The sequence below is a fragment of the Candidatus Kapaibacterium thiocyanatum genome, assembly GCA_001899175.1.
GTDB classification, from domain to species: domain Bacteria; phylum Bacteroidota; class Ignavibacteria; order Kapaibacteriales; family Kapaibacteriaceae; genus Kapaibacterium; species Kapaibacterium thiocyanatum.
Genome location: MKVH01000002.1, coordinates 152885 through 176274, shown reverse-complemented (window position 1 = coordinate 176274; position 23390 = coordinate 152885). Strand labels below are relative to the sequence as shown.

At 60.3% G+C, this 23390-nt stretch carries 19 protein-coding genes and 1 pseudogene; 9 read left to right on the top strand and 11 right to left on the bottom strand.

Annotation, left to right across the window (positions count from 1 at the left end):
- Positions 1 to 21 precede the first annotated feature (21 nt).
- From BGO89_01055 to BGO89_01045, 3 genes are read right to left on the bottom strand one after another with little or no spacing between them, the layout of a single operon-like run.
- Complete coding sequence (locus BGO89_01055; GenBank protein ID OJX61207.1) at positions 22 to 549, bottom strand: rod shape-determining protein MreD; 528 nt, start codon at positions 547 to 549, stop codon at positions 22 to 24.
- Between the two features lie 12 nt (positions 550 to 561).
- Positions 562 to 1416, bottom strand: a complete 855-nt coding sequence (locus tag BGO89_01050) for a rod shape-determining protein MreC (protein OJX61206.1) — start codon at positions 1414 to 1416, stop codon at positions 562 to 564.
- Entirely contained in the window at positions 1416 to 2441 is a 1026-nt protein-coding gene (locus tag BGO89_01045) for a rod shape-determining protein (GenBank protein OJX61205.1), read from the bottom strand. Before BGO89_01045 ends, BGO89_01050 begins: the two co-directional genes overlap by 1 nt.
- A 202-nt stretch (positions 2442 to 2643) precedes the next feature.
- On the opposite strand from BGO89_01045, the gene BGO89_01040 reads away from it, so the two are divergent.
- Positions 2644 to 3993, top strand: a complete 1350-nt coding sequence (locus BGO89_01040; GenBank protein ID OJX61204.1) for a hypothetical protein — start codon at positions 2644 to 2646, stop codon at positions 3991 to 3993.
- A gap of 80 nt (positions 3994 to 4073) precedes the next feature.
- Here the strand turns inward: BGO89_01040 and BGO89_01035 are convergent, their stop codons facing one another.
- Complete coding sequence (locus tag BGO89_01035) at positions 4074 to 5414, bottom strand: hypothetical protein (GenBank protein OJX61203.1); 1341 nt, start codon at positions 5412 to 5414, stop codon at positions 4074 to 4076.
- 162 nt (positions 5415 to 5576) lie between these two features.
- Here BGO89_01035 and BGO89_01030 point away from each other — a divergent pair, with 162 nt between their 5' ends.
- The 4 genes and pseudogenes from BGO89_01030 to BGO89_01015 all read left to right on the top strand — a co-directional run bounded on the left by BGO89_01030 (position 5577) and on the right by BGO89_01015 (position 10654).
- Complete coding sequence (locus tag BGO89_01030; protein ID OJX61202.1) at positions 5577 to 6575, top strand: tRNA dihydrouridine synthase DusB; 999 nt, start codon at positions 5577 to 5579, stop codon at positions 6573 to 6575.
- On the top strand, positions 6572 to 7957 hold the full coding sequence (locus BGO89_01025) for a tRNA lysidine(34) synthetase TilS (GenBank protein OJX61201.1): 1386 nt from the start codon (positions 6572 to 6574) through the stop codon (positions 7955 to 7957). Before BGO89_01030 ends, BGO89_01025 begins: the two co-directional genes overlap by 4 nt.
- Before the next feature lie 25 nt (positions 7958 to 7982).
- A complete protein-coding gene (locus BGO89_01020; GenBank protein OJX61200.1) occupies positions 7983 to 8552 on the top strand; it encodes a hypoxanthine phosphoribosyltransferase in 570 nt (189 codons plus the stop codon).
- 107 nt (positions 8553 to 8659) lie between these two features.
- Positions 8660 to 10654 (top strand): annotated as a pseudogene (locus tag BGO89_01015) (cell division protein FtsH).
- Between the two features lie 122 nt (positions 10655 to 10776).
- Here BGO89_01015 and BGO89_01010 read toward each other — a convergent pair.
- The 3 genes from BGO89_01010 to BGO89_01000 all read right to left on the bottom strand — a co-directional run bounded on the left by BGO89_01010 (position 10777) and on the right by BGO89_01000 (position 13610).
- Positions 10777 to 11583 carry a hypothetical protein gene (locus BGO89_01010; GenBank protein OJX61199.1) on the bottom strand — a complete coding sequence of 269 codons (807 nt, stop codon included), beginning with the start codon at positions 11581 to 11583 and terminating at the stop codon, positions 10777 to 10779.
- Between the two features lie 17 nt (positions 11584 to 11600).
- Positions 11601 to 12548 (bottom strand): hypothetical protein, encoded by a 948-nt coding sequence (locus BGO89_01005; GenBank protein OJX61198.1) that lies wholly within the window; start codon positions 12546 to 12548, stop codon positions 11601 to 11603.
- A gap of 540 nt (positions 12549 to 13088) precedes the next feature.
- On the bottom strand, positions 13089 to 13610 hold the full coding sequence (locus BGO89_01000) for a hypothetical protein (protein OJX61197.1): 522 nt from the start codon (positions 13608 to 13610) through the stop codon (positions 13089 to 13091).
- Between the two features lie 17 nt (positions 13611 to 13627).
- Between BGO89_01000 and BGO89_00995 the strand changes: the two genes are divergently transcribed.
- Together BGO89_00995 and BGO89_00990 are read left to right on the top strand one after the other, a co-directional pair.
- A complete protein-coding gene (locus BGO89_00995) occupies positions 13628 to 14620 on the top strand; it encodes a DNA ligase-associated DEXH box helicase (GenBank protein ID OJX61196.1) in 993 nt (330 codons plus the stop codon).
- Complete coding sequence (locus BGO89_00990; GenBank protein OJX61195.1) at positions 14617 to 16155, top strand: hypothetical protein; 1539 nt, start codon at positions 14617 to 14619, stop codon at positions 16153 to 16155. The genes BGO89_00995 and BGO89_00990 overlap by 4 nt, the downstream gene beginning before the upstream one ends.
- A gap of 22 nt (positions 16156 to 16177) precedes the next feature.
- Here BGO89_00990 and BGO89_00985 read toward each other — a convergent pair whose 3' ends face one another.
- The 4 genes from BGO89_00985 to BGO89_00970 are packed head-to-tail and all read right to left on the bottom strand — an operon-like array spanning position 16178 to position 20160.
- Positions 16178 to 17362, bottom strand: coding sequence for an O-succinylhomoserine sulfhydrylase (locus BGO89_00985; GenBank protein OJX61194.1), 1185 nt, complete (start codon positions 17360 to 17362; stop codon positions 16178 to 16180).
- Positions 17363 to 17375: 13 nt separating this feature from the next.
- A complete protein-coding gene (locus BGO89_00980; GenBank protein OJX61193.1) occupies positions 17376 to 18776 on the bottom strand; it encodes an NAD(P) transhydrogenase subunit beta in 1401 nt (466 codons plus the stop codon).
- Positions 18773 to 19057 carry a pyridine nucleotide transhydrogenase gene (locus tag BGO89_00975; protein ID OJX61192.1) on the bottom strand — a complete coding sequence of 95 codons (285 nt, stop codon included), beginning with the start codon at positions 19055 to 19057 and terminating at the stop codon, positions 18773 to 18775. Before BGO89_00975 ends, BGO89_00980 begins: the two co-directional genes overlap by 4 nt.
- Before the next feature lie 2 nt (positions 19058 to 19059).
- On the bottom strand, positions 19060 to 20160 hold the full coding sequence (locus BGO89_00970; GenBank protein ID OJX61191.1) for an NAD(P) transhydrogenase subunit alpha: 1101 nt from the start codon (positions 20158 to 20160) through the stop codon (positions 19060 to 19062).
- 322 nt (positions 20161 to 20482) lie between these two features.
- Between BGO89_00970 and BGO89_00965 the strand changes: the two genes are divergently transcribed.
- Complete coding sequence (locus BGO89_00965; GenBank protein ID OJX61190.1) at positions 20483 to 21151, top strand: DtxR family transcriptional regulator; 669 nt, start codon at positions 20483 to 20485, stop codon at positions 21149 to 21151.
- A gap of 24 nt (positions 21152 to 21175) precedes the next feature.
- A complete protein-coding gene (locus tag BGO89_00960; GenBank protein ID OJX61189.1) occupies positions 21176 to 23374 on the top strand; it encodes a ribonuclease R in 2199 nt (732 codons plus the stop codon).
- Positions 23375 to 23390 lie beyond the last annotated feature (16 nt).

Here is a 23390-nt window from a genome sequence, read left to right as displayed (position 1 = left end):
GGCCCTCGTTACGGAACCTTCCTACCACTCCTTCTTCCTGTTGACGTAGAGCATCGGGAAGACGGCGGCAACGGTGGTGTACAGCGTCGTGGCCACGCCGTACGTCAGAAAAAACATGGGGAACGAGATCTGCATCGGCTTGACGTAGAAGAAGAAGTAGAGCACGTTGTGCAATCCCCCGCACAGCGCCACGATCAGCAGGAAGCGATAGCTTCCGATCGTCTGCATGGCGAACCCTTCCCTCCAGAAATAGCCGGCCACGAAGGCCGCCACCGTCTTGGCGAGTGCATTACTGCCGAGTACGTCGGCCGATACGATATCGAACAGGATACCACTGGCGAACCCGGCAAACATACCGACGAACTGACCTTCGACCAAAGCGATCCAGACCGTGAGGATCAGCAGGAGATCGGGTGTGACGCTGCTGACGGCGACGAACCGAAGGAAGACGACGTGAATGACGGACAGCACCATGGCGACGACGGCATATGCCACGAAGCGCAGGGCCGGATTGGTCGCGAACTGAGTCCTATCGAACAGTACATTCATGATCGGAAGAGCCTATCGTTGTTGTGAGCGCTGGCGCATCCGCTCGTCCGTCGCATGCTCCAGCTCCAGCCGTTCGGTATTCGGAATATACTCGACGATGAAGACCTGTTCCAGCGTCGCGAAATTCACGGCGGGCTCCACCACCACGCGGCGGAAGAGCGAATTGTTCTCGTCCTCGACCTGTGTAAGGCGGCCGATGACGAGGTTCGCCGGATACCGGCTGCTGTAGTTGGACGTAAGGACGACGTCGCCAGCCTGGACATCGAACGACTTCGGAATGTTCTTCAGCGTCAGATACGTCTCGCCTTCCCAGGCGATGATGCCATCGACGCGGGAACGCTGGACCTTCGCCGCCACCCGCGTATCGCGGTTGAGCAGGAGCTGGACCACGGCATAATGATCCGACACACCGATGATCAGTCCCACCAGGCCTGCATCGGTGATACAGCACATGCCTTCCTTGAGGCCATCGGCGCCGCCCTTGTTGATGGTGGCGTAGTTCCGCAACTGTGTCGTCGTCTTCCCTACCACGTCGGCGGCGATCAGTCGATACTCCGTCAGCTTCGGAAGTTCCAGCATGCGGCGCAGCGTGGCGTTCTCCACCATGGCCTGGCGGCTTCGCGCACTTTCCACCGACAACTGGAGATTGAGTTCGCGCAGGGCAAGATTCTCGCTCTTCAGCGCCACCGGATTCGGAATCCAGGCGAACAAGCTCTGCAACCACCCGATGGAGCCTACGACGACGGCGCGGAACCCGCCGAGCTGCGACAGGCTGCCGAAGCTCATCATGGCGAAGCTCATCACCACCAGCGCACAGAGGGCGATGTAGTTCTTGAAGCGGACGACGAATGCGATGAACCGCTGCATCAGTAGCGCTTCGACTTGATCAGGACGTTCGAGTATCCACTGAGATCTTCGAGAACCTTGCCGGTGCCGCGCACGACGGCCGTGAGCGGGTCTTCGGCTACATGGACCGGCAGCTTCGTCTCGCGGCGCAGACGCTCGTCGAGTCCCTTCAACAGGGCGCCACCGCCCGTGAGGATGATGCCACGATCGTAGATATCCGCCGAAAGTTCAGGCGGCGTCTTTTCGAGGAGGTTGAGGACGGCTTCGACGATGACGGTGACGTTCTCGTTGAGAGCCTCGCGGATCTCCTCGCTCGAGATGATGATGGAGCGGGGGATGCCGCTCACCATGTCACGGCCCTTGACTTCGATCTCCAGCTCTTCGTCGAGCGGGAAGGCCGAGCCCACATGGCACTTGATGATCTCCGCCGTACGATCGCCGATAAGGATGTTGTGCTGGCGTTTGAAGTAGTTGACGATGGAGCTCGTGAGCTCGTCGCCTGCGATACGGATCGATTCGTCGGCAACGATACCGGACAGGGCGATGACGGCGATCTCCGTCGTTCCCCCGCCGATATCCACGATCATGTTCCCCATCGGTTCGTGGACGTCGAGGCCCACACCGATGGCGGCGGCCATGGGTTCGGCGATGAGGTGGACTTCCTTGGCGCCGGCGTGTTCCGCAGAATCCCGTACGGCGCGTTTTTCCACCTCGGTGATGCCGGACGGAACGCAGATCACCATACGACGCGCGGGCTGCCATGAACTCGACAGTTTACGGATGAAGGCCCGCAGCATGCCTTCGGCGATTTCGAAGTCGGAGATGACGCCGTCCTTCAAGGGACGTATCGTCTTGATTTCCCGGTGCGTACGCCCCACCATTTCCTGCGCTTCCCGGCCTATCGAAATGATGTGCTTCGTCGTACGATCGAAGGCCACGATGGTCGGCTCATTGAGCACGATCCCTTTGCCTTTCTGCCAGATCAGGGTGTTTGCAGTACCAAGGTCGATACCGACATCATTGGAGAACAGTCCAAAACGGGCCATGCGCGTATGCGGTCGTTAGGGGTTGGAAGTGGAGTTGCGGGAACGAGGCCTTGCAAATTACGGCGAAAACCGGTAGCACGAACCCTGCAATCGGGGCGGCAGCCCATGGAATCGGGGACGGCACGAACATTGCTTTTCGTTCGTCCTCGACCGGTCACGCGAACCGGTATTCCCCACCCCTCTCATCCCGCAGGAAGTCCCGATGTCCCAGTTACGGCCTCTCGTCCGCCTCGCCATGCCCGTCGCGATCTCCCAGGTGAGCGACATGGTGACGGTGGCCGCCGACACCATCATGGTGGGCCGCGTAGGAACACTGCCCCTGGCGGCCGTGACCCTCGGGAACAGCATCACGATCATCGGCCTCCTGTTCGCCGTGGGTTTCACGATCGCCATCACGCCACTCGCCGGTACGGCCTATGCACGCCGCGATATGGTCGACATGGCCCGGCAGGTGAAGTCCGGCAGTATCGTTTCGGGCGGCATGGCCGTCCTGATCACGACCGTCCTCCTCATGCTGTCCCTGTTCCTGGACCGTTTCGGCGCCCCGGCCGACGTCGTCGTGCTGGCACGTCCGTTCTACATCTGGATCGTATTGAGCATCCTGCCCCGGATAGGCTTCGGCCTCTTCAAGCAGACGGCCGAGGCGATGAGCAATACGCGCGTGGCACTGATCGTGAGTATCGCGGGCAATCTCACGAACGTGGCCCTGAACTGGGTCTTCATCTACGGCAACTTCGGCATGCCGGCCATGGGCGCCGCAGGGGCCGGACTGGCAACCTTCCTGAGCAGGGTGCTCATGGTGGCCATCGTCCTGTGGATATTCATGTCCTCTCCATTCTTCCTGCGTCTGCGCGCCGCCCTGCGTTCCACGATTCATACGCCATTACGGCATCTGAAGGAATCGTTCGATATGGGATTTCCCATCGCCGGGCAGATCGTGCTCGAAATCGCGGCCTTCGCGCTCGGCGCAGTGATGATGGGCTGGCTCGGCGCCGTATCCCTGGCCGCACACCAGGTGGCGATGAATCTGGCGGGCTTCACGTTCATGGTAGCCCTGGGCATCGGCAGCGCCGCTACGATTCGTATCAGCCATTTCAGAGGTCTCCAGGACCGCGACAACCTGAAGAGCGCCGGCAAGGCCGCCCTCCTGCTCGTCCTCGGATACAACGTCGTGACCGCCATCGTCTTCCTGACGCTCCGCCATTGGTTGCCTACCTGGTACAGTACCGATCCGGAGGTCATCGACCTGGCTTCGCACCTGCTCGTCTTCGCCGGAATGTTCCAGTTGTTCGACGGCGTGCAATGCGTCGGCCTCGGTATCCTGCGCGGCATGGCAGACGTACGCGTTCCCACGCTGCTATCCCTGGTGGCCTATGGCTGTATCTCCCTGCCGGTGAGCTATCTGTGCGCCTTCACGCTCGGCATGGGTCCCGGCGGGATATGGATCGGATATCTGGTCGGCCTCATGACTGCCGCCGTGGCCTACGTCATACGCTTCCGGATGCTGGCCGGGCGCCCGCTCCCGATGGAACCATCGGCGGCAGGACACTGACCGTCATCCGACGGGACCACGAATGACCATGGCATGCCGCACCCTGTCGGGCGGACATGCCACGGACATGGAGTCGGGACTCAGCGAAGGATCGGAACCGCGACCGTTCGCCTGCCCCTTGCGGAATCGATGGTGACGATCACCGTACCCCCGGGAAAGGTCCGGGCATCCACCTGCGTCAGCGGCGGTGTGATCGGCATCGTATGCAGGAGGCGTCCGCGCACGTCTACCACGACGACGCGGGCCCGACCGTCGTCGCACGTCACGTCGAGCGTCTCGGACGCCGCCACATACCGTACCCACGGAGCCATGACATCGGAATCCTCTTCGATGGACGTCACAACACGACCGGTAACGACGCACGTCAGATCGTCACCCTGGGCATCCGACTGCACGCGAACCGACGCCGTATCCTTGCCGACCGTCGTACGACCGTAGCACAGGTCCTGCACGTGAATTTCCGCGCCCGGCAGCACTTCGATCGGCAGAGGTGGAACGGTGGGTGTCGATAACGTGACGTTCGGATTCCCGATGTCGAACCCGGTGATCGTTACCGGCATGTTTCCGTTGTTGACGATGCGCAGACCGCCCGGCTTGCAGACCCGCTCATCCGCCCGGACATCTCCCACGGCCCAGTCCTCGACGTCCAGGAGGGCAAGACCCACCACCCCTCTGATCTCGGACGTCGTATTCCCGCACTGCGATTCGACGACGAGAGCAGCGTGATCCTCGGCGGTCGTACCGCGCACCGGCGCATAGTCCAGCTGGACGTCGAACGTTCCAGACGGCGGGATCGTATAGGGCAAGACAGGCGGATTCGCGATGGCGAACGGTCCGTTGCCGCGTATCCTCATATCCGTGATCACCGTGGGCTGCGCAGACGTGTTCCGGACAGCGACGGATCGGCGTTCCCTCGTACCGGCGCGCACGATGCCGTAGTCGACACGTGCCGACGAAACGGCCGGTGCCGCCGGCCTGATGTTCACGGTATCGATACGCAGATTGTTCGCGAAGTCGCGTACCACGAGAATGGCCCGACCTTCCTTCGAAGGATCGACGAGCGAAATGCTGAACGTGAAGGACTTGTACGATGGCGTGGAGGGAAACGACTGATCCGTCACCAGCATGAGACGCACGTTGACCGGCGCGGGAAGGTCCGTGAAGCCGACCGAAGCGATGCCTCTGTCGATCTGATCCGTTTCGCGTGGAATGGCGTTCGGTGGGTCGGGCAGGTTCCGGACTTCGGTTGCGACGTAGTTCCATACGCCGCAGGCCTGCTCCGTTCGGACGAATTGCGGCGGCAAGGTGTCGATTCCGGGCTGAAGTTTCCGGACCCGATCGTCATGCCCACCGCCTGCGTGACCATCCGTGACGATACCTGTCATTCCGACCAGGATGCATAGTGTGAGGAAGCGGCCCATATCGCATCTCCATGGCATCGATAGAACAACTGTGAAAAGCACCGACAACCGTAACGACACCGACCGGACCGTTCCGTTTCCGTATCGGGAAGCACAATAACCGGCGTGAATTAGGGATTCGCGGAGACCTCGCGCCTCGGCATCCCTTCGTATTTTCGTACCATGCGAATCGGTACTGTCGACGTCGAACAAGGTCTGCTCCTGGCACCCATGGAGGATGTGACCGACCTCCCCTTCCGTGTGATCTGCAAACGGTACGGGGCGGATATCGTCTATACGGAATTCATCTCGAGCGATGGTCTGATACGTGACGCACGCCGGTCGATGGAGAAACTGCGGCTGGCCGACGAAGAACATCCTGTGTCCATCCAGATCTTCGGTGGCGACATCCCCGTGATGATCGAAGCGGCCCAGCGGGCCGAAGAATCCGGACCCGACTTCATCGACATCAACTGTGGTTGCTGGGTCAAGAACGTCGTGGCACGTAACGCAGGTGCCGCCCTGCTCAAGGATCCGCCGAAGATGGCCGAGATGACGCGCGCGCTGGTCGACAACGTCAAGCTGCCCGTCACGGTCAAGACCCGTCTCGGATGGTCACCCGACGAAATCGTCATTCTCGACGTGGCGCGCATGCTCGAGGATGCTGGTGCGGCCGCCCTGACCGTCCACTGCAGGACCCGCGACCAGGGCCATAGCGGCGACGCGGACTGGACGTGGATTCCACGCATCAAGCAGGTCGTGAACATTCCCGTCATCCTCAACGGAGACGTCCAGACACCGGAAGACGTACGCCGCGCATTCGCGGAAACGGGTGCGGATGCCGTGATGATCGGCCGTGCCGCCATCGGCAATCCCTTCGTCTTCAACCAGGCCAAGGAATACATGCGCACGGGAACCATGCCGGCACCGGTATCGCACCGTGAGCGGATCGACGTCTGCCTCGAACATCTCCGCCTCGAACTCGAGTGGAAACCGTTGCGACGCGCCGTCCACGAGTTCCGCAAGCATTACGGCGGCTATCTCAAGGGCCTGCCCAACAACTCGCTCGCACGGCAGGACGTCGTGCGCTACGAGACCTACGAAGAAATTTCCGAGCGCCTGCTCAGATACGCCGACGACCTGGATCAGACGGAATTGACGGCCCGCCCGTTGCCGGTATGATGGAACATGTCACGCAGATGCATCGATCGATGCGGAGCTTCCTTACCCTGCATCACTGCACCGATACGACGGTACTGGCAGGTGTCAGCGGCGGCCTGGACTCGGTAGCGCTGCTGGACATCGCGCATGCCGTACGGCATGACTGCGCTATGGATCTACACGTCGTCCACGTCGATCATGGTCTGCGCGGCGAGGAATCGCGAGGCGACGCATCTTTCGTGGAAGACGTCTGCCATGCGCTTGGCATTCCGTTCCATCTCCGGAAGGTCGACCCGGCGTCGTTCTACGACGATGCCAACGGTCCCGAAGACGCCGCACGGCGCGCCCGCTACGAAGCCTTCGACGATGTGGCGCGGTCGATCGGTGCCCAGCGTATCCTTCTGGCCCACACGGCCGACGACGTCGCCGAAACACTACTCATGCACCTTGCCCGCGGCAGCGGCATCACCGGTCTAGCCGGCATTCCGCCCATGCGGGTCATGCCCTCGGGTCTGACGGTGCTCCGCCCGCTCATCGATGTCACAAGGACCGCACTCGAGGAATACGTCCACGCACGGAACCTCGCCTGGCGTACCGATTCGAGCAACGACGAAGACCACTTCCTGAGGAATCGCCTGCGGCATCACGTCATGCCGGCCGTACGATCCGTTCTCGGTACCGACGTTACCACAGCCATGGCGCGATCGGCCGGACTCCTCCGCGAAGCCAGGTCCATCGTCATGGACGCCGTACAGCCCATCGCTCGCGAAGCGACCATCGTCGACGGCACGACGGCAGGACTACGGCTCGACGTTCTCCGTCGTTGCAGTACGGCGTTACGGGTCGAAGTGCTCCGTTACGTCCTTCGTCGCGTCGTTCCCGGTCATCCACCGGACAGGGATGGCACGGAACGGATCATGACCCTCGTCGACGCAGAGACCGGCAGCAGGGCCAGCATAGGACGTAACCTCGTGGCCTTGCGGGAACGGGATACGATCCTCTTCGTCGAAGACGATACCGCCGGGCGCCCCATCCATGTTGCGATAGTGCCCGGAGCCACGTATGTTGTCGGTTCCCGGACGCTACGTGTGGACATGGTCCCGGCATCCGAGATACGCCTCTCACCGGATCCCTCGGAGGCCTATCTCGACGCCGACACCGTGCGTGGAGATCTGGCGTGGCGTACCTGGCAGGATGGCGACCGGTTCCGGCCGCTCGGCCTCGATGGCACCGCCCTCGTTTCCGACATGCTCACCAATGCCCGGATCCCCCATTCACGACGATCGTTGCAAACGGTGGTTTGTGACCGGGAAGGCATCCTGTGGATCGTCGGCCTACGGATTTCGGATCTGCACAAGGTTTCGTCCACCACCACACGCATTCTTCGTCTTGCCATCGCATGAATCATATCAGAACCCTTCCGAGCTCATGACCGAACAGACCATACGTGTGCACGACCGTACGTTCCGGCCGTACATCCACAAGCATGAAATCGACGAGCTCGTGGGAGCGATCGCCGGACGTATCAACAGTGCCTATGCGGGCAAGGAACTTACCGTCCTCGTCATTCTCAAGGGTGCGATGATCTTCGCATCCGACCTCGTGCGCCGCCTGCGCATTCCCTGCGTCATCGAAGTGCTCCGCGCGTCGAGCTATGGCCCGGCCATGCGGAGCAGCGGCACGCTGAACGTCGAAAGCGTCCTTCCCGAAATCGAGAACCGCCACGTCCTCATCGTCGAAGACATCATCGATTCCGGCACGACGATCGTGGAACTCATCAAGCACATCAGCGGACTCAATCCCGCGAGCGTCACCATCGCCGCTCTTCTGAGCAAGCCCGATTCCCACAAGGAAAAACTCGTGATCGACTACGTAGGCCGGGAGATCGCACCCGACTTCGTCGTCGGCTACGGAATGGACTATGCCGGTTACGGACGTGAACTCGACGCCATCTGGGTCGTGTCCGAAGATTATTCGTCCGACGATCCGCGTACATGAACTGCCTGCGGCAATCGTCATAGCCCTGGAACCAAGGAGACAACATGTCCGAACGAAACACACCCAACAACCGGCCGCAGCGTCAACGTCCTTCACAGGACAACGGACCCGACGACGACAACGACGTCACCGTATCGCGCATCCTGCGGAACGTGCTGATCTGGGTAGGAATCCTGGTTGCCATCATCATGGTCGGAATGTTCATGATGAATGCCAACAAACAGGAATGGCCACTGACCTATAACGAATACACCGAATTCGTCAAGCAGGATCTGGTCAAGGAAGCCGTCGTCAGGAAATCGCAACTGAACGACTTCGAGTTTCACGGCGTCATGCGGCGCCCCGTCACCGTCCAGCGGGAACGTGGTGCCGTGGAAGTCAAGAACTTCCGCACCAAGCTCGGCATCGTCGATTCCTCGACGGAAGCCTTCTGGCGCGAACACGGTGTCTCGTGGACGTACGAAGACGGCGACTCGCCCTGGTGGGTCTCGCTGCTTCAGTTCCTGCCGTGGGTGCTCCTGCTCGTCGCCTTCCTGCTCGTCACCCGACGCATGCAGATGGGTGGCGGCGGCAAGAACATCTTCTCCTTCGGCAAGAGCCGTGCCCGCCTGCAGACGGAAGGCAACGTCCACGTGACGTTCCAGGACGTCGCAGGTGCCGACGAAGCCAAGGAGGAACTCCAGGAAATCATCGAATTCCTGAAGGACCCCACGAAGTTCACGCGCCTCGGCGGCAAGATTCCCAAGGGCGTCCTCCTGCTCGGCCCTCCGGGTACGGGCAAGACGCTTCTTGCACGTGCCGTGGCCGGTGAAGCGGGTGTCCCATTCTTCTCGATCTCCGGTGCCGACTTCGTGGAAATGTTCGTCGGCGTGGGCGCGAGCCGCGTCCGCGACCTCTTCGACCAGGCCCAGAAACACGCTCCCTGTATCGTCTTCATCGATGAAATCGATGCAGTCGGCCGCCATCGCGGCGCAGGCCTCGGCGGTGGGCACGACGAACGCGAGCAGACGTTGAACCAGCTCCTCGTCGAGATGGATGGCTTCGAACAGAATGCCGGTATCATCATCGTGGCCGCCACGAACCGCCCGGACGTCCTGGATCCTGCCCTGCTCCGCCCCGGCCGTTTCGATCGTCAGGTCGTCGTCGATCGCCCGGACATGAACGGACGCCTCGGAATCCTCAAGGTCCATACGCGCAAGGTGCCGATCGCCAAGGACGTCGATCTCGACGTGCTGTCGAAGGGTACCCCAGGCATGAGCGGTGCCGATCTCGCCAACCTCGTGAACGAGGCAGCGTTGCTGGCCGCACGGCGCAACAGTACGGAAGTGGCGATGTTCGACTTCGAGAATGCCAAGGACAAGGTCCTCATGGGCGTCGAGCGGAAGAGCATGCTCATCAGCGATAAGGAAAAGGAAACGACGGCCTATCATGAAATCGGTCATGCGATGGCCGGCAAGCTGCTCCCGAACAGCGATCCCGTACACAAGGTCACCATCATTCCCCGCGGCCGCGCCCTGGGCGTAACGTCCTATCTCCCGCAGGAAGATGCCCACACGATGAGCAAGGAGTATCTCATCACCCGCATCGTTACCCTGCTTGCAGGACGTGCAGCGGAGAAGGTCGTCTTCAACATGCTGACGACGGGTGCCTCGAACGACCTCGAACGCGCAACGGCCATCGCACGCAAGATGGTCTGCGAATTCGGCATGAGCGACATCCTGGGTCCGGTCCGCTATGCGAGCCAGCACGACGAGGTGTTCCTCGGCCGCGAGATCTCGCAGCCCCGTGACCATAGCGAGGAAACAGCGCGATCCATCGACGCCGAAATCCGCAACCTGATCGTCAGTTGTGAGCAGCAGGCCGAAAAGCTCATGCGGGACAACATCGACATGCTGCATCGCCTGTCCCACGCCCTCGTCGAACGCGAGATCCTCGACGCCGAAGAAATCGACATCCTGATGAAGGGTGGAGAGCTGCCGCCGATCGTGAAGGACGTGAACAAGCTTCGTGAGGCCATCAAGGCATCCACACCGTCGAAGCCGAAGGAGCAGCAGCGTCCCGACGAAGGCGATACGGCAGGACTCGCCCTGTCGCCATCGTAACTTTCGATAGTATCATGCGGTAATCGACAGTATCACGCAGCAACATGAAAGCCTCCGCACCGATCCGGTACGGAGGCTTCTTCTTTTTCGCACGGCCCGTTCATTTGACTACGTCGTCATCATCACTGTTTCACGATGACGATCTCGCCGCTGGCCTTCGAGTACATTCCGAGCCTGCCTTTTGCCCCCATGTCACCATACTCCAGTCGCGTGTGCGTGAGCTCGACGCGTATCTCTTCCGTACGCTTGTCGTAGGCCTTCTGCATCGTGGACTGCGGTACGACGATGTGTCCCGTATCGTCCGTGATATAGGCGTCGGTGACCGTGAACGAACGCGAGACGTTCTGATCGCTCGTCCGGACGGTAACGGCGTAGACGACGACGATGATCTTGCCTCCCGTCGCTCCCTGGTAGTCGAGCACGACATCACGAGCTACGGGCTCCATCCGTTCGGGATTGTTGAGCGAGATACGTGGTACGGGATGCATCGTGAACCGGTAGTCGTGGCCTCCGAAGCCGGTGATGGTCCAGTTCACGGAATCGGCGACCCTGCGGTTGGTGAGGAAGGAGTTGTAGGAGACTCCGTTATCTCCTCCCTCCACGGCGGCCAGCGGATCGTTTCCGGCAGACAGGGCGCCGAGACGCACGAACTTCTCCGTCGAATCGATGAAGTATCCCTGCAAACGGATCAGTGGACCACTGTTCGTCGTGAAGGACAGCGGATCGGCTTCGTGGATCACGATGGCATCGATCGGTAGCTGTGGCGTGTCGTCATAGAGAACGATGACCTGCTTGTTGATGATGTCGCGTGGCGTCGCCTTCCGCGCCGCAATGGGGTCACCACACCCGACGAGGGTGAGGCCCATCGCCGTGAACCACGCCATCACTCCCATGACCTGTTTCATGGTGCATTCCTTGGGATTCCGCATCCCTATGATATCCGGATCTAGTTACTGACGCTGATAGGAACGATCTTGCTACGCATTGACCGCTGTCCGCGCGATCGTGTTACCGCCTTGACGTCGAGCTGTATGGTGCCCTTGACCTGTCCCCTGCTCAGCGGGAACCTTCCACCGGTAAGTTTCAATCGCACCTGATATTCCTGGCCCCCGGTGTTCTTCACGTCGATGACCGATGCGCCGAACGTGGTATTGGTCTGCATATCCCGTATGGATGCCGACGATACAGAGGCCTCGACGCCGTAGTCCATAGGACGGATATCCGGCAGACCATCTACCGAATCGGCCTTCGGTGAGCGGAGCGTGAGACCACGCACGACGATCTCCGGATCGTTCTGGTCCGTGATCGGCTCCACCTTCATCGCGTGGGTAAGGATGACGCCCTTCGGCAAGGGTTCGTTCGCGATGGGCACCGTCAGCCGTTGCGTCGACGTGACGTACGGTCCGGTCGGCAGGCGTAGTAGCGCCCGCACCGAAAGGATGACGGCACCGCGAACACTGTCGGGCAACGGAAGATCCTTCCCCGTCAGTTTCATCGCGATGAGAACGGCGCCATCACCATCGTGGGTCACTCCCCTGAGCACCGGTTTGTACCGCTGCAGGGTACTCTGCGAACGGATGGCCGAAGGATGAACGACGACGTCGATACTGTCGAAGGGACCGGCGATCTTCAATCCCCGGATGACGAACTCGGGATTCGCGTTGTCGGAAATGAACTCGCTCCTGACGTCGTTCGCGACAATGACAGGACGCTCCTGCGCCCGGAGCGGTATGGACAGACCGAGCAGGATGACGAGTCCGATCAGGCATGCCATCGCCGCCGATCCGCCTTCGCGCACGGGTGCGCAACGCTTCCCGCCAGGGAAACGCAACACCGTCGTCAGAGTCGTCGTCGGGGCGAGGACCGCTCCGGATCCCATGCGCATCACATCCATATCCCGAATTTAGAGCCTGTCGGCCTATGTCGCACGAATTTTTCGCTCCATAACCCGGATCCTCAACGGATAGTACGACACAACCCCGGAACGTGATTGTTCTGGAGATCGAGAAATGCCTGTAACGATGCCCCGGTCGAGAAGCGACGTACCGTGTCCTACTCTTCCCATCCCTACGTCGTCGATGCCTTCCATGCTGCCTTCGGGTGTCCGGACATCGGGGCGAGCTGGTCCAGTCCGCGTATCTGCAGAATACGCCCCTGCACGTGGCGTCACGACGAATGGCGAGACCCGGAGCCCGGACATGGATTCGACGGAGGACCCGTTCACGGAATGCCATCGAGAAAGACCCGGCACCGAACGGTATCGATGCGAACCGGAAACGGTGGACGATACTCGGCAATGTTCCGGGCACTGACTCGACGAATGCGAAGGACGGACGCAAGGTTGATGGCCAGTGTCGCACTGACAAACACATCAAGAATCAATCTAAATCTATGATTCTCAATATGTTGGAAATTCATCAGGAGTCCCGTCCTTTCACTGTCTGCACTGCGTCGGCATGAACTTCAGTGCGGTACTGTCTCCAAGCCGCAATGCCGTTCTGAAGTCGCGGCATGCCGCCATGGTATCCAGTCCCATATCCATCGTGAGCCGTGCGCGAAGTACGTGGGCCCTTGGAAATACCGAATCCCGTGCGATCACCGTGTCGACGTCCTGCAGTGCGAGTGGACGCTGCCGCGTGGCCGCATAGGCTGCGGCACGCTGCATATAGGCCTGCGTGACGTCCGGTGCGAGTTCGATGCACTTGCTCAGATCCGTGATGGCTTCATCGTACTTCCGAAGTCTGAGATAACAGGTGGCACGATTGAACCGGATTCCCACGTTGAACGCATCCTGTTCTAGTGCCTTGCTGAAATGATCGATGGCCACGTCGTACTGACCCTTGCCGAAGGCATTCATACCACGGCCGAAATGCTCGTCCGAATCCTGGGGTAACGGCACCGCATACGCCAGCACGCAGGCCAGAGCGGCGACGAGTATCGCTGGTAACTTCTTCATGGTCGTAATTTACAGACATGGCACTGTTGACCGTCACTTCCCACGGACTCTACTGTCCGGCAGGCGATTTCTTCATCGATCCCCTCCGCTCCGTCGACCGGGCCGTGATCACGCATGCGCACAGCGATCATGCCCGCCCCGGAATGCGCGCCTATCTCACGCACGACGATGGCGTTTCCATCCTTCGTCATCGGCTCGGAAGCACCGCCGTCATCAGCGGTATCGCCTACGGCGAGCGACGTACGATCAACGGCGTTGGTATATCGCTCCATCCCGCAGGACATGTCGTGGGTTCCGCGCAGGTACGTGTCGAACATAAGGGTGAGGTATGGGTCGTCAGTGGAGATTATAAACGACAGGAAGATCCGTGGGCCACACGATTCGAACCGGTACGTTGCCATACGTTCATCACGGAATCGACGTTCGGCATGCCGATCTATCGATGGCCATCCAATGAAGCCGTATCCGCGGATATCGATCGCTGGTGGGCTGGTAATGCGGATGATGGGAGAACGAGTATCCTGAACGGTTATGCTCTCGGCAAGGCACAACGGTTGCTCGGCATGGTCGACCGATCCATCGGCAGGATCTTCGTCTCGGACAGCGTCGGGCGCATCAATGACGTTCTGCTCCAGACCGGTGTTCCCCTGCCAGCCACCGAGCGTATCACACGTCATACGGCGGTCGACGATCTTCGCGGGGCCCTCATCATCTCGTCCGGCAGTAACGAAGAATGGATCGATCGCTGCACGGATCCGTCCACGGCCTTCGCCTCCGGATGGATGGCCGTACGAGGGCTGCGCCGCAGGCGCAGCACGGATCTGGGCTTCATCGTCAGCGATCACGTCGACTGGCCCGATCTCCTGCGCACGATCGCCGATACGTCGGCCGAGCGTGTTCTGGTGACGCACGGCTTCAGCTCGACCGTTGTCCGATACCTGAAGGAGGAATGCGGCCTTGCCGCCGATGAACTGACGGTACTCTATGGTACGAACGAGGAGGATCGATGAACCTCTTCGCGCGCCTGTACGACGACCTCGATGGTACGACCGACGATCGTCGTAGACATGCCCTGCTGAAGGACTACTTCGATACGGCCCATCGTAGCGATATCCCTCATGCCCTGCTGTTGATGCTCGGATATCGCGGAAAACGCAGGATCGCACTCACAGCCCTCCGCGAGATCGCCATCGATGATGCGAGCGTGCCGGAATGGCTCTTCGAAGAATGCCAGACCGCCGTCGGCGATCTGGCCGAGACCATCGCCCTCGTCATTCCGACCGGGGTGAAAGACGGTACGACGTCGTTGCATGACCTCCTCGCCGCGATCGATTCCTTTCAGGAGCACTCCGATATGGACGTGAAGGCATGGATCCGCGAGCGATGGCACCGAATGAACCCTTCGGAGCGCATCGTCTTCAACAAGTTGCTGACGGGGACCTTCCGCTTCGATGTCGGCCGTGGCAGCGTCGTCCGTGCATTGTCGGAAAGTACCGGCACCGACATCGCGACCCTGACCATGCGACTTGCCGGCATGACGACGGCGTTACCCTATGAAGAACTCATCGCCGTCGACGAGACGATACGCTCGAATGCACGGTATTATCCATTCGCGGAACCGACACGGCTCGAAGGACAGATCGACGATCTCGGTGACGTGAAGGACTGGTTCATCGAACACACGTACGATGGCCGCCGCGTACAGATCGTGATGCGCGAAGGATCGCTCTACGTATGGACCACGGACGGCGAGCTCGTAACCGATCGATATCCGATGCTCGACTCACTACGATACGAGATGGACGGGATACGATCTATCGTGCTCGACGGTACGATCGTTCCCATGAAGGACGGACATATCGTTTCCGCACATACCCCTGATGGGAAGGTATCGAGCGATGGAGCATCGGTCTTCATGGCATCGGATATCCTGGAATACGACGGGATCGATACGAGACATCTTCCCTGTTCCCAACGGCGAGCGTTGCTCGGACGCCAGCGCGGCGACATCGTCGCTCTTTCCGTCATACTGCCGTCGTCATCATGGAACGACGTACGTCTGCATCACGCCCAGGCACGGACGCATCATGCCGCAGGACTTTCGTTGCGTCGCATATCATCCGCTTATGGTGAAATGGAACCCGCGTCATGGCTGTTCTGGAAGAACAGGGCACTGTCCATCAGAGCCGTGTTGCTCTACACGCAATTGAACAACCAGACCGGTCGTTCGGAAATCTATACGTTCGCCGTATGGAGGGATGGCGAACTGGTGTCCGTCGCGAAAACCGCGGCCGACGTTCCCGATGGGTTTGGCATCGACGTCGAGACCTTCATCCGCTCGAATACGATCGAACGGATCGGGCCTATCCGCACCGTGAAGCCGGAACTCGTATTCGATATCGGATTCGACACCATCCGCCGTTCCGCACGGCACAAGAGTGGAGTCAGCGTCAGCGCTCCGAGAATCCTCGCATGGCACAGGGACATGTCGATCGACGAAGCCGATACACTCGACGATATCCTCGCGTTGCTCATCCAGCATTGAGAGCAGGCCTCCGAACGAACGCCTAGGCTTCCGCGCTCTTCATCAGGGCCTGGTCGAGATCGGCGATGACGGCACGCGTATCCTCGAGGCCGACGGACACGCGGACGAGCCCGGGAAGGATACCGACGGCCAACCGCGCTTCTTCCGTGAGCTTCGAATGCGTCGTCGACGCGGGATGCGTCACGATCGTTCGCGTATCACCGATGTTGGCGGACAGCGAGCACATACGGATAGCGTCCAGGAACCGGCGTCCGGCATCGATACCACCCTTGACGTGCATGGCCACGATGCCCCCGCCTGCCTTCATCTGACGCATGGCCACGATGTGATTCGGATGCGACGGCAGACCGGGATAGATCACACGTTCGACCATCGGATGGGCCTCGAGAAATCGCGCGATCTCCATCGCATTGGCACAATGACGGTCCATCCGGACGGCCAGCGTTTCGAGACTCTTCGACAGGACCCATGCGTTGAAGGGCGACAGACTCGGGCCCGTGTTCCGGCAGAAGAGATAGATCTCACGGATGAGATCCGCACGACCGAGAATGATACCACCGAGCACTCTCCCCTGGCCGTCGATCCATTTCGTGGCGGAATGGACGATGATGTCGGCGCCGTAGTCGACCGGACGCTGCAGGTACGGCGTGGCGAAGCAATTGTCCACGTTGAGCAGGATTCCGTGCGACTTGCACATACGACCGAGGACGTCGAGATCGATGACGTCCAGTCCGGGATTCGATGGCGTCTCCACGATCATCATCTTCGTCGCGGATGTGATCGCCGCTTCGAAGCTCGACGGATCGTTGATGTCCACGTAGGTATGGGTGATTCCCCAGCGCGGCAGGTACTGCGTCAGCAGCGTATGCGTGGATCCGAAGACGGAACGTGAAGCAACGATATGATCGCCGCTACGGAGCAGTCCCATGATCGAGGCGAAGACGGCAGCCATTCCTGTCGCCGTCGCATAGCCCGCTTCCGTCCCTTCCAGAGCGCACATCTTGTCGATGAATTCCGTCGTGTTCGGATTCGTGAAACGACTGTAGATGTTGCCCTGCTGTTCTTCGGCGAAGAGAGCACGCATGTGCTCGGCATCGTCGAAGACGAAGCTGGACGTGAGATAGAGGGGTACCGAATGCTCGTGGAACGGCGTGCGTTCCGCCTGGATGCGCACGGCATCCGTATGGAAGTGCTGGTCGGGATTCATCCCGCAAGTTAGCTCAGAGTTGCTTGACCTCGGTCACGAGAGCCGCAAGCGACGTCTTCGCATCCCCGAACAGCATGGCACAGTTCGGGCGGTAGAACAGCTCGTTGTCGATACCTGCATATCCGGACTTCATCGAGCGCTTGAGAATGATGACCTGCTTCGCCATATCGACGTCGAGGATGGGCATACCGTAGATCGGGCTCTGCGGGTCGGTCTTCGCTGCAGGATTCACGACGTCGTTCGCTCCGACGACCAGCACGACATCGGTCGTAGCGAACTCGGGATTGATCTCTTCCATTTCCACGAGATTGTCGTAGCTGACGTCCGCCTCGGCCAGAAGGACGTTCATATGACCGGGCATACGTCCGGCCACGGGATGGATGGCATATTTCACCTGCACGCCCTTCGAGGCCAGTTCATGTTCGAGCTGATGGCAGACGTGCTGCGCCTGGGCTACGGCCAGACCATAGCCGGGTACGATGACGACCTTCTTGGCATAGGCCATGAGTACCGCCGCATCGGTAGCCGACACCTCACGTATCGGACCGCCTGCCGTTCCCGCACCACCACCACCACCGCCTCCTGCCTTGTTCAACAACCCGCCCAGCAATACGTTGGCCAGCGACCTGTTCATGGCACGACACATCACGACGGTAAGGAGCGTCCCTGCACTGCCGACGAGGATACCGCCGATGAGCATGACCATGTTGTCGTAGAGGAAACCTCCGCATGCTGCGGCCACTCCCGTGAAGGAGTTGAGCAACGAGACCACCACCGGCATATCGGCGCCGCCGATCGGCAGGACAAAGAGAACGCCATAGACGAGCGCACAGCCGGCGATGACGACGAGCGGACCGATGCCTTCGATTCTTCCCATGATCAGCAAGGCCGCCATGACGACGATACCCGCCATGATCAGCAGGTTGATCGCCTGTTGTCCCCTGAAGGACACGTCCTTGATGCGCTCTTCGAGCTTTCCGTATGCGACGATGGATCCGCTGAACGAGACGCTGCCGATGACGAGTCCGGCCATCGTTGCGAGCCCGCTCCCGAAGGTCCACATTCCCCCGCTCTCCATCGTCTCGAGAATGGAGATGAGCGCGGCGCAGGCGCCCCCCATTCCGTTGAAGAACGAGACCATCTGCGGCATGGACGTCATCTTCACACGCACGGCCATCATCCATCCGAGTACGGTACCGATTCCGAGCGCTGCGAGAATGAGCGGAATGTTGCCGAGCGGCTGTCCGTCATGATTGCGATGGAAGATCATCGTCCCGGCGATGGCGAGGGCCATTCCCGCCGCTGCCACGAGATTCCCCGTCCTCGCCGTCTTCGGCGAGCCGAGCATCTTGAGTCCGATGATGAAGGTCACGGACGAAACGAGATACAGGATCGGAAGGAGCATCTCCATCATGACTTCTTCCTGAACATTTCGAGCATGCGATTCGTCACCACGAACCCACCGACGACGTTGAGCGTGCCGAGTACGACGGCGAGGAAGCCGAGGATCAGGCACCAGGCGTCGTTGGCCTCGCCCATGACGATGATGGAGCCGATGATGACGACACCGTGAATGGCATTGGCGCCACTCATCAAGGGAGTGTGCAGTACGGACGGCACGTGGGAGATGAGTTCCACGCCGAGGAAGATCATCAGGACGACGAGATAGACGATCTGTAACGTCGATGTATCCATGCTCAACTCCTTGTCGTACCGTTATGCGTGACGAGCGTCGCCGAAATGATCTCGTCGTCGAGATCGAACTTCATCCCTTCCGTCGTAGCCGCATGCGCGAGGAACGTCGTGACGTTCTTCGCATAGAGTTCACTGGCGTTCGCGGGAACCGATGCGGCAAGATCGTTGGCACCGATGATGGTCACTCCGTGATGGACGACGGTCGCATCCGGCTGGCTGAGCGCGCAGTTGCCACCGGCAGCCGTGGCCATGTCCACGATCACCGCACCATTCTTCATGCGCGAGACCTGATCGGCGTCGATGAGCACCGGGGCCTTACCGCCCTGGACCAGTGCCGTCGTGATCACGACGTCCGCCTGCATCAACCGCTGGTCGACGGCCTCGCGCTGGCGTGCGAGTACGTCTTCACCGATGGACGCGACATAGCCGCCTTCGACGGCCACCCGTTCCATTCCCTCGACCATGATGAAGGACGCTCCGAGAGATTCGACCTGTTCCCTCGTTTCCGGGCGTACGTCGGACACTTCGACGATGGCACCCAGGCGGCGCGCCGTGGCGATGGCCTGGAGACCAGCAACACCTGCGCCGTAGATGAGGACGCGGGCCGGTGTGACGGTGCCGGCAGCCGTCATGAGCAAGGGGAACAGCTTCGGCGCGGCGTCGGCAGCTACGATCACGGCCTTGTAGCCGGCGAGATTGTTCTGTGAACTCAGCACGTCCATGCTCTGTGCCCGCGAGATGCGCGGCATGCAGTCCATGGCGCAGGCGGAAATCGATCGCCTGGCCAGGTGGCTCACGACGTCGGGGTTCCTGCGCGGATAGATCAGGGAGATGAACGAGCGTCCCGAAGGAAGAGCATCGATGAGCGATGGTTCAGGTACGGCGACGTGGACGAGAAGATCGGCGGCAGCCATCACGGCGTGACGCGCATCGAGGGTACATCCGGCCTCCGCATATGCTGCGTCCGTGAATCCGCCCCGCTCGCCCGCCCCGTGTTCGACGAGGCAGGAGTGGCCTGCAGCTATCAATTGACCACATGCCCTGGGAGTCAAGGCCACCCGTCGTTCACCGGGAGCCGATTCCGCCACAACACCGATTCGCATAATCCATACGTCCGCATTAGTGGATTATTCCCTCGTCAGGTCGGACGGCATGATACGGTTTTCGGATCGAATTCGTAAACGATCGGATCGTTATTTCCGCAAGTATCGATATCCGTGATACCGTTCGTCATGATGAACGATCGACAATATCACCTCCGACGCCTGTTTTCGATCGTGCCACAGTTAAATTGCCCTCCTGTGCCACGGGAATGGCCGACGCTCAGGGATGGTCCGTTCCGACAATGGCCCGTGCGATCCATAACATTACGGCGTCGGCATCGTCTCCGTACCATGTTCCTCTCCATGACATGACGACCAGCTTATGATGATGCGTTCGCTCTCGAAGTCGATGCAGGACTACGTCAAGGCCATCTATCTGCTCACACGCAACGGAGCGGCTTCGACGACCGACATCGCCGCGCGTCTTTCCATCGCACCTGCTTCCGTCACGGCCATGCTGAAGCGGCTGTCCGAACTCCAGCTCGTCCACTACGAAAGCTATCGTGGCGTGGAGCTGACGCATGCAGGAGTCAAGATCGCCCTCGAACTCATCCGCCACCATCGTCTGCTCGAGCTGTATCTGGCCGAAGCGCTCGGATATTCATGGGACAAGGTGCATGACGAAGCGGAACAGCTCGAGCACCATATCTCCGAAGAGTTCGAGGACCGGATCGCGACGATTCTCGGAGACCCCTCCTACGATCCTCATGGAGACCCGATTCCGACGAAGGACGGGCGTATGCCCCCTACCGTCACGGAGCGTCTGGCCGATGCCAACGTACGGGAAACCGTCGTGATCCGGCGCGTGAACTCGCATGACAGGCAACTGCTCCAGACACTCGCCGAGGAAGGCGTGGGACTCCATACATCCGTCCGTGTCCTCGAACGAAACGACGAAGGAGGCCTGACCATCGCCGTCGGACGGAAGAAGATCACGCTATCGAGGAAGGCCGTGGAGAATATCTACGTCGAACGGCCGGCAGCAGCATGACGTCCGATTCATGTAACTTGCGGCATGCCTAGAATCACTTCCACGCGAGACCTCCGCTCGGACATCCTCGATGCCCTGAAGCGATCGTCCACGCCGGTGCAATTGCTCGAACTTTCCAAGATGCTTCGTATCAAGTCGGATACTGCCGACTACGATTATCTGCGACAGATCCTCACCTCCCTCTGCGAAGAGGGTGTCGTCCAGCGCATGAGCCGTCGCCGCTACGGCCTGTCGCGTCGTGACACGTCCGGCTTCCAGGGCGTCCTCACCATCCATCATGAACGCGGTTCGGTGACCACGGACGACCCCGACATACCGACGATCACCATCAAGCGTCAGCACATGTCCACGGCGATGGATGGCGATACCGTCATCGTCAAGCCACTCGCACTCCGTGCCGGAAAGAAGACGAACGGTGAAGTCGTCGCAGTCGTCAAACGTTCGGAGCAGCCCATCAGTGGCACCATCGAATACGATGGCAGCTTCTACTATCTCGTTCCCGACGATGCCAAGCACTACGTGGACTTCCTGATCACGAAGGAAAACCTCCAGGGTGCCAAGCCGGGCGACAAGGTCATCGCCACCTTCCTGCGCTGGGAACATGCGAACGCTTCTCCCGAAGCCGTCGTCAAGGAATCGCTCGGGCAATCCGGCAAGGCCTCGGTGGAATTCGGCGCCATTCTCAAGGAATTCCGCCTGCCAGCGACGTTTCCCCAGGACGTACTGGACGAAGCCGAGAAGTACAGACAGCCGGGCAACACCGTTCCTAAGGGACGTACAGATCTGCGCAAGGAAGTCATCGTCACTATCGACCCCGACGATGCCCGTGACTTCGACGACGCCCTGTCGCTCAGGGATGCCGGTGACGGCAATCTCGAGCTCGGTGTCCACATCGCCGACGTATCGCACTACGTCAAGGAAGAAAGCGCACTCGACCGCGAAGCCCTGCTTCGCGGCAACAGCACGTATCTGGTGGACTGCGTCGTTCCCATGTTGCCGGAGCGACTGTCGAACGACATCTGTTCGCTCGTGCCGAACAAGCCGCGCTTCGCCTTCTCCGTCTTCATGACGTTTTCATCCCGCGGCAATCTGAAGGACTACCGCATCGAGGAAACGGTGATCCAGAGCAAGCGCCGCTTCACGTACGGTGAGGTCCAGACGATCATCGAAACGGGCAAGGGCGATCATGCCGAGCTGATCGCGAAACTGCACAAGCTGGCCAGAACGCTCAACGCGAAGCGCATGAAGCAAGGCGGCATCGACTTCGAGACGCAGGAAGTCAAGTTCGTTCTCGACGAGCAGAAGAGGCCGATCAAAGCCGTCGTCAAGACCCGAACCGATGCCACCTCACTCGTCGAGGAGTGCATGCTCGCCGCCAACAGGACGGTGGCCGAGCATCTCAACAATCTGAAAAAGGCATGGAAGTCGCGCTCGCTTCCTCCCTACGTCTATCGCATTCACGACAATCCCGATCCCGAGAAGCTGGCCGATGCCATCGCCGTCATTCGGGCCCTGGGCATCAACGTACCGTCGGGCAAACTCGGTCCGAAGGAAATCAACGGCATCCTCCAGCAATCGCAGCACAGACCGGACAAGGCCGTGATCCATTCGCTGCTGCTGCGCTCGATGGCCAAGGCCGTCTATGCCGAACACAACATCGGACACTACGGCTTGGGCTTCAAGGAGTATGCCCACTTCACGTCGCCCATCCGTCGCTACCCCGACTTGTACGTTCATCGTGCGCTCAAGGAGTATGCGAAGGGTGCACCGTCCAAACGGCGCTGGGCCGAGCTCTCCGACATCGCCGCGCGCGTCAGCGACATCACGACGCAGACGGAACGTTCGGCCGTCGAAGCCGAGCGTGCATCCGTCAAGCTCGCACAGACGGTCATGTGTCGCGAGCATCTCGGCGAGGACCATGAAGGCACGGTGACCGGCGTTACGTCGTTCGGCGTCTTCGTGACGATCAAGGACCTCATGTGCGAGGGCCTGCTGCACATCCGCGATCTTAATGACGACTACTATTACTTCGACGAGAAGCGGTATCGGCTCGTCGGAAAGCGCACACGGCGCATGTTCGCCTACGGTACGGACGTGCGGATACGCATCGCCAAGGCCAACGTCGAAAAACGCGAGATCGATCTCGTCCTGGCACCGGCCGATGCCGTCGTCACACCGACGCCGCAGGGCCGTGAATCGAAACGCCGTACGCGCGAATCGTAATATCCCTGCCTGCACC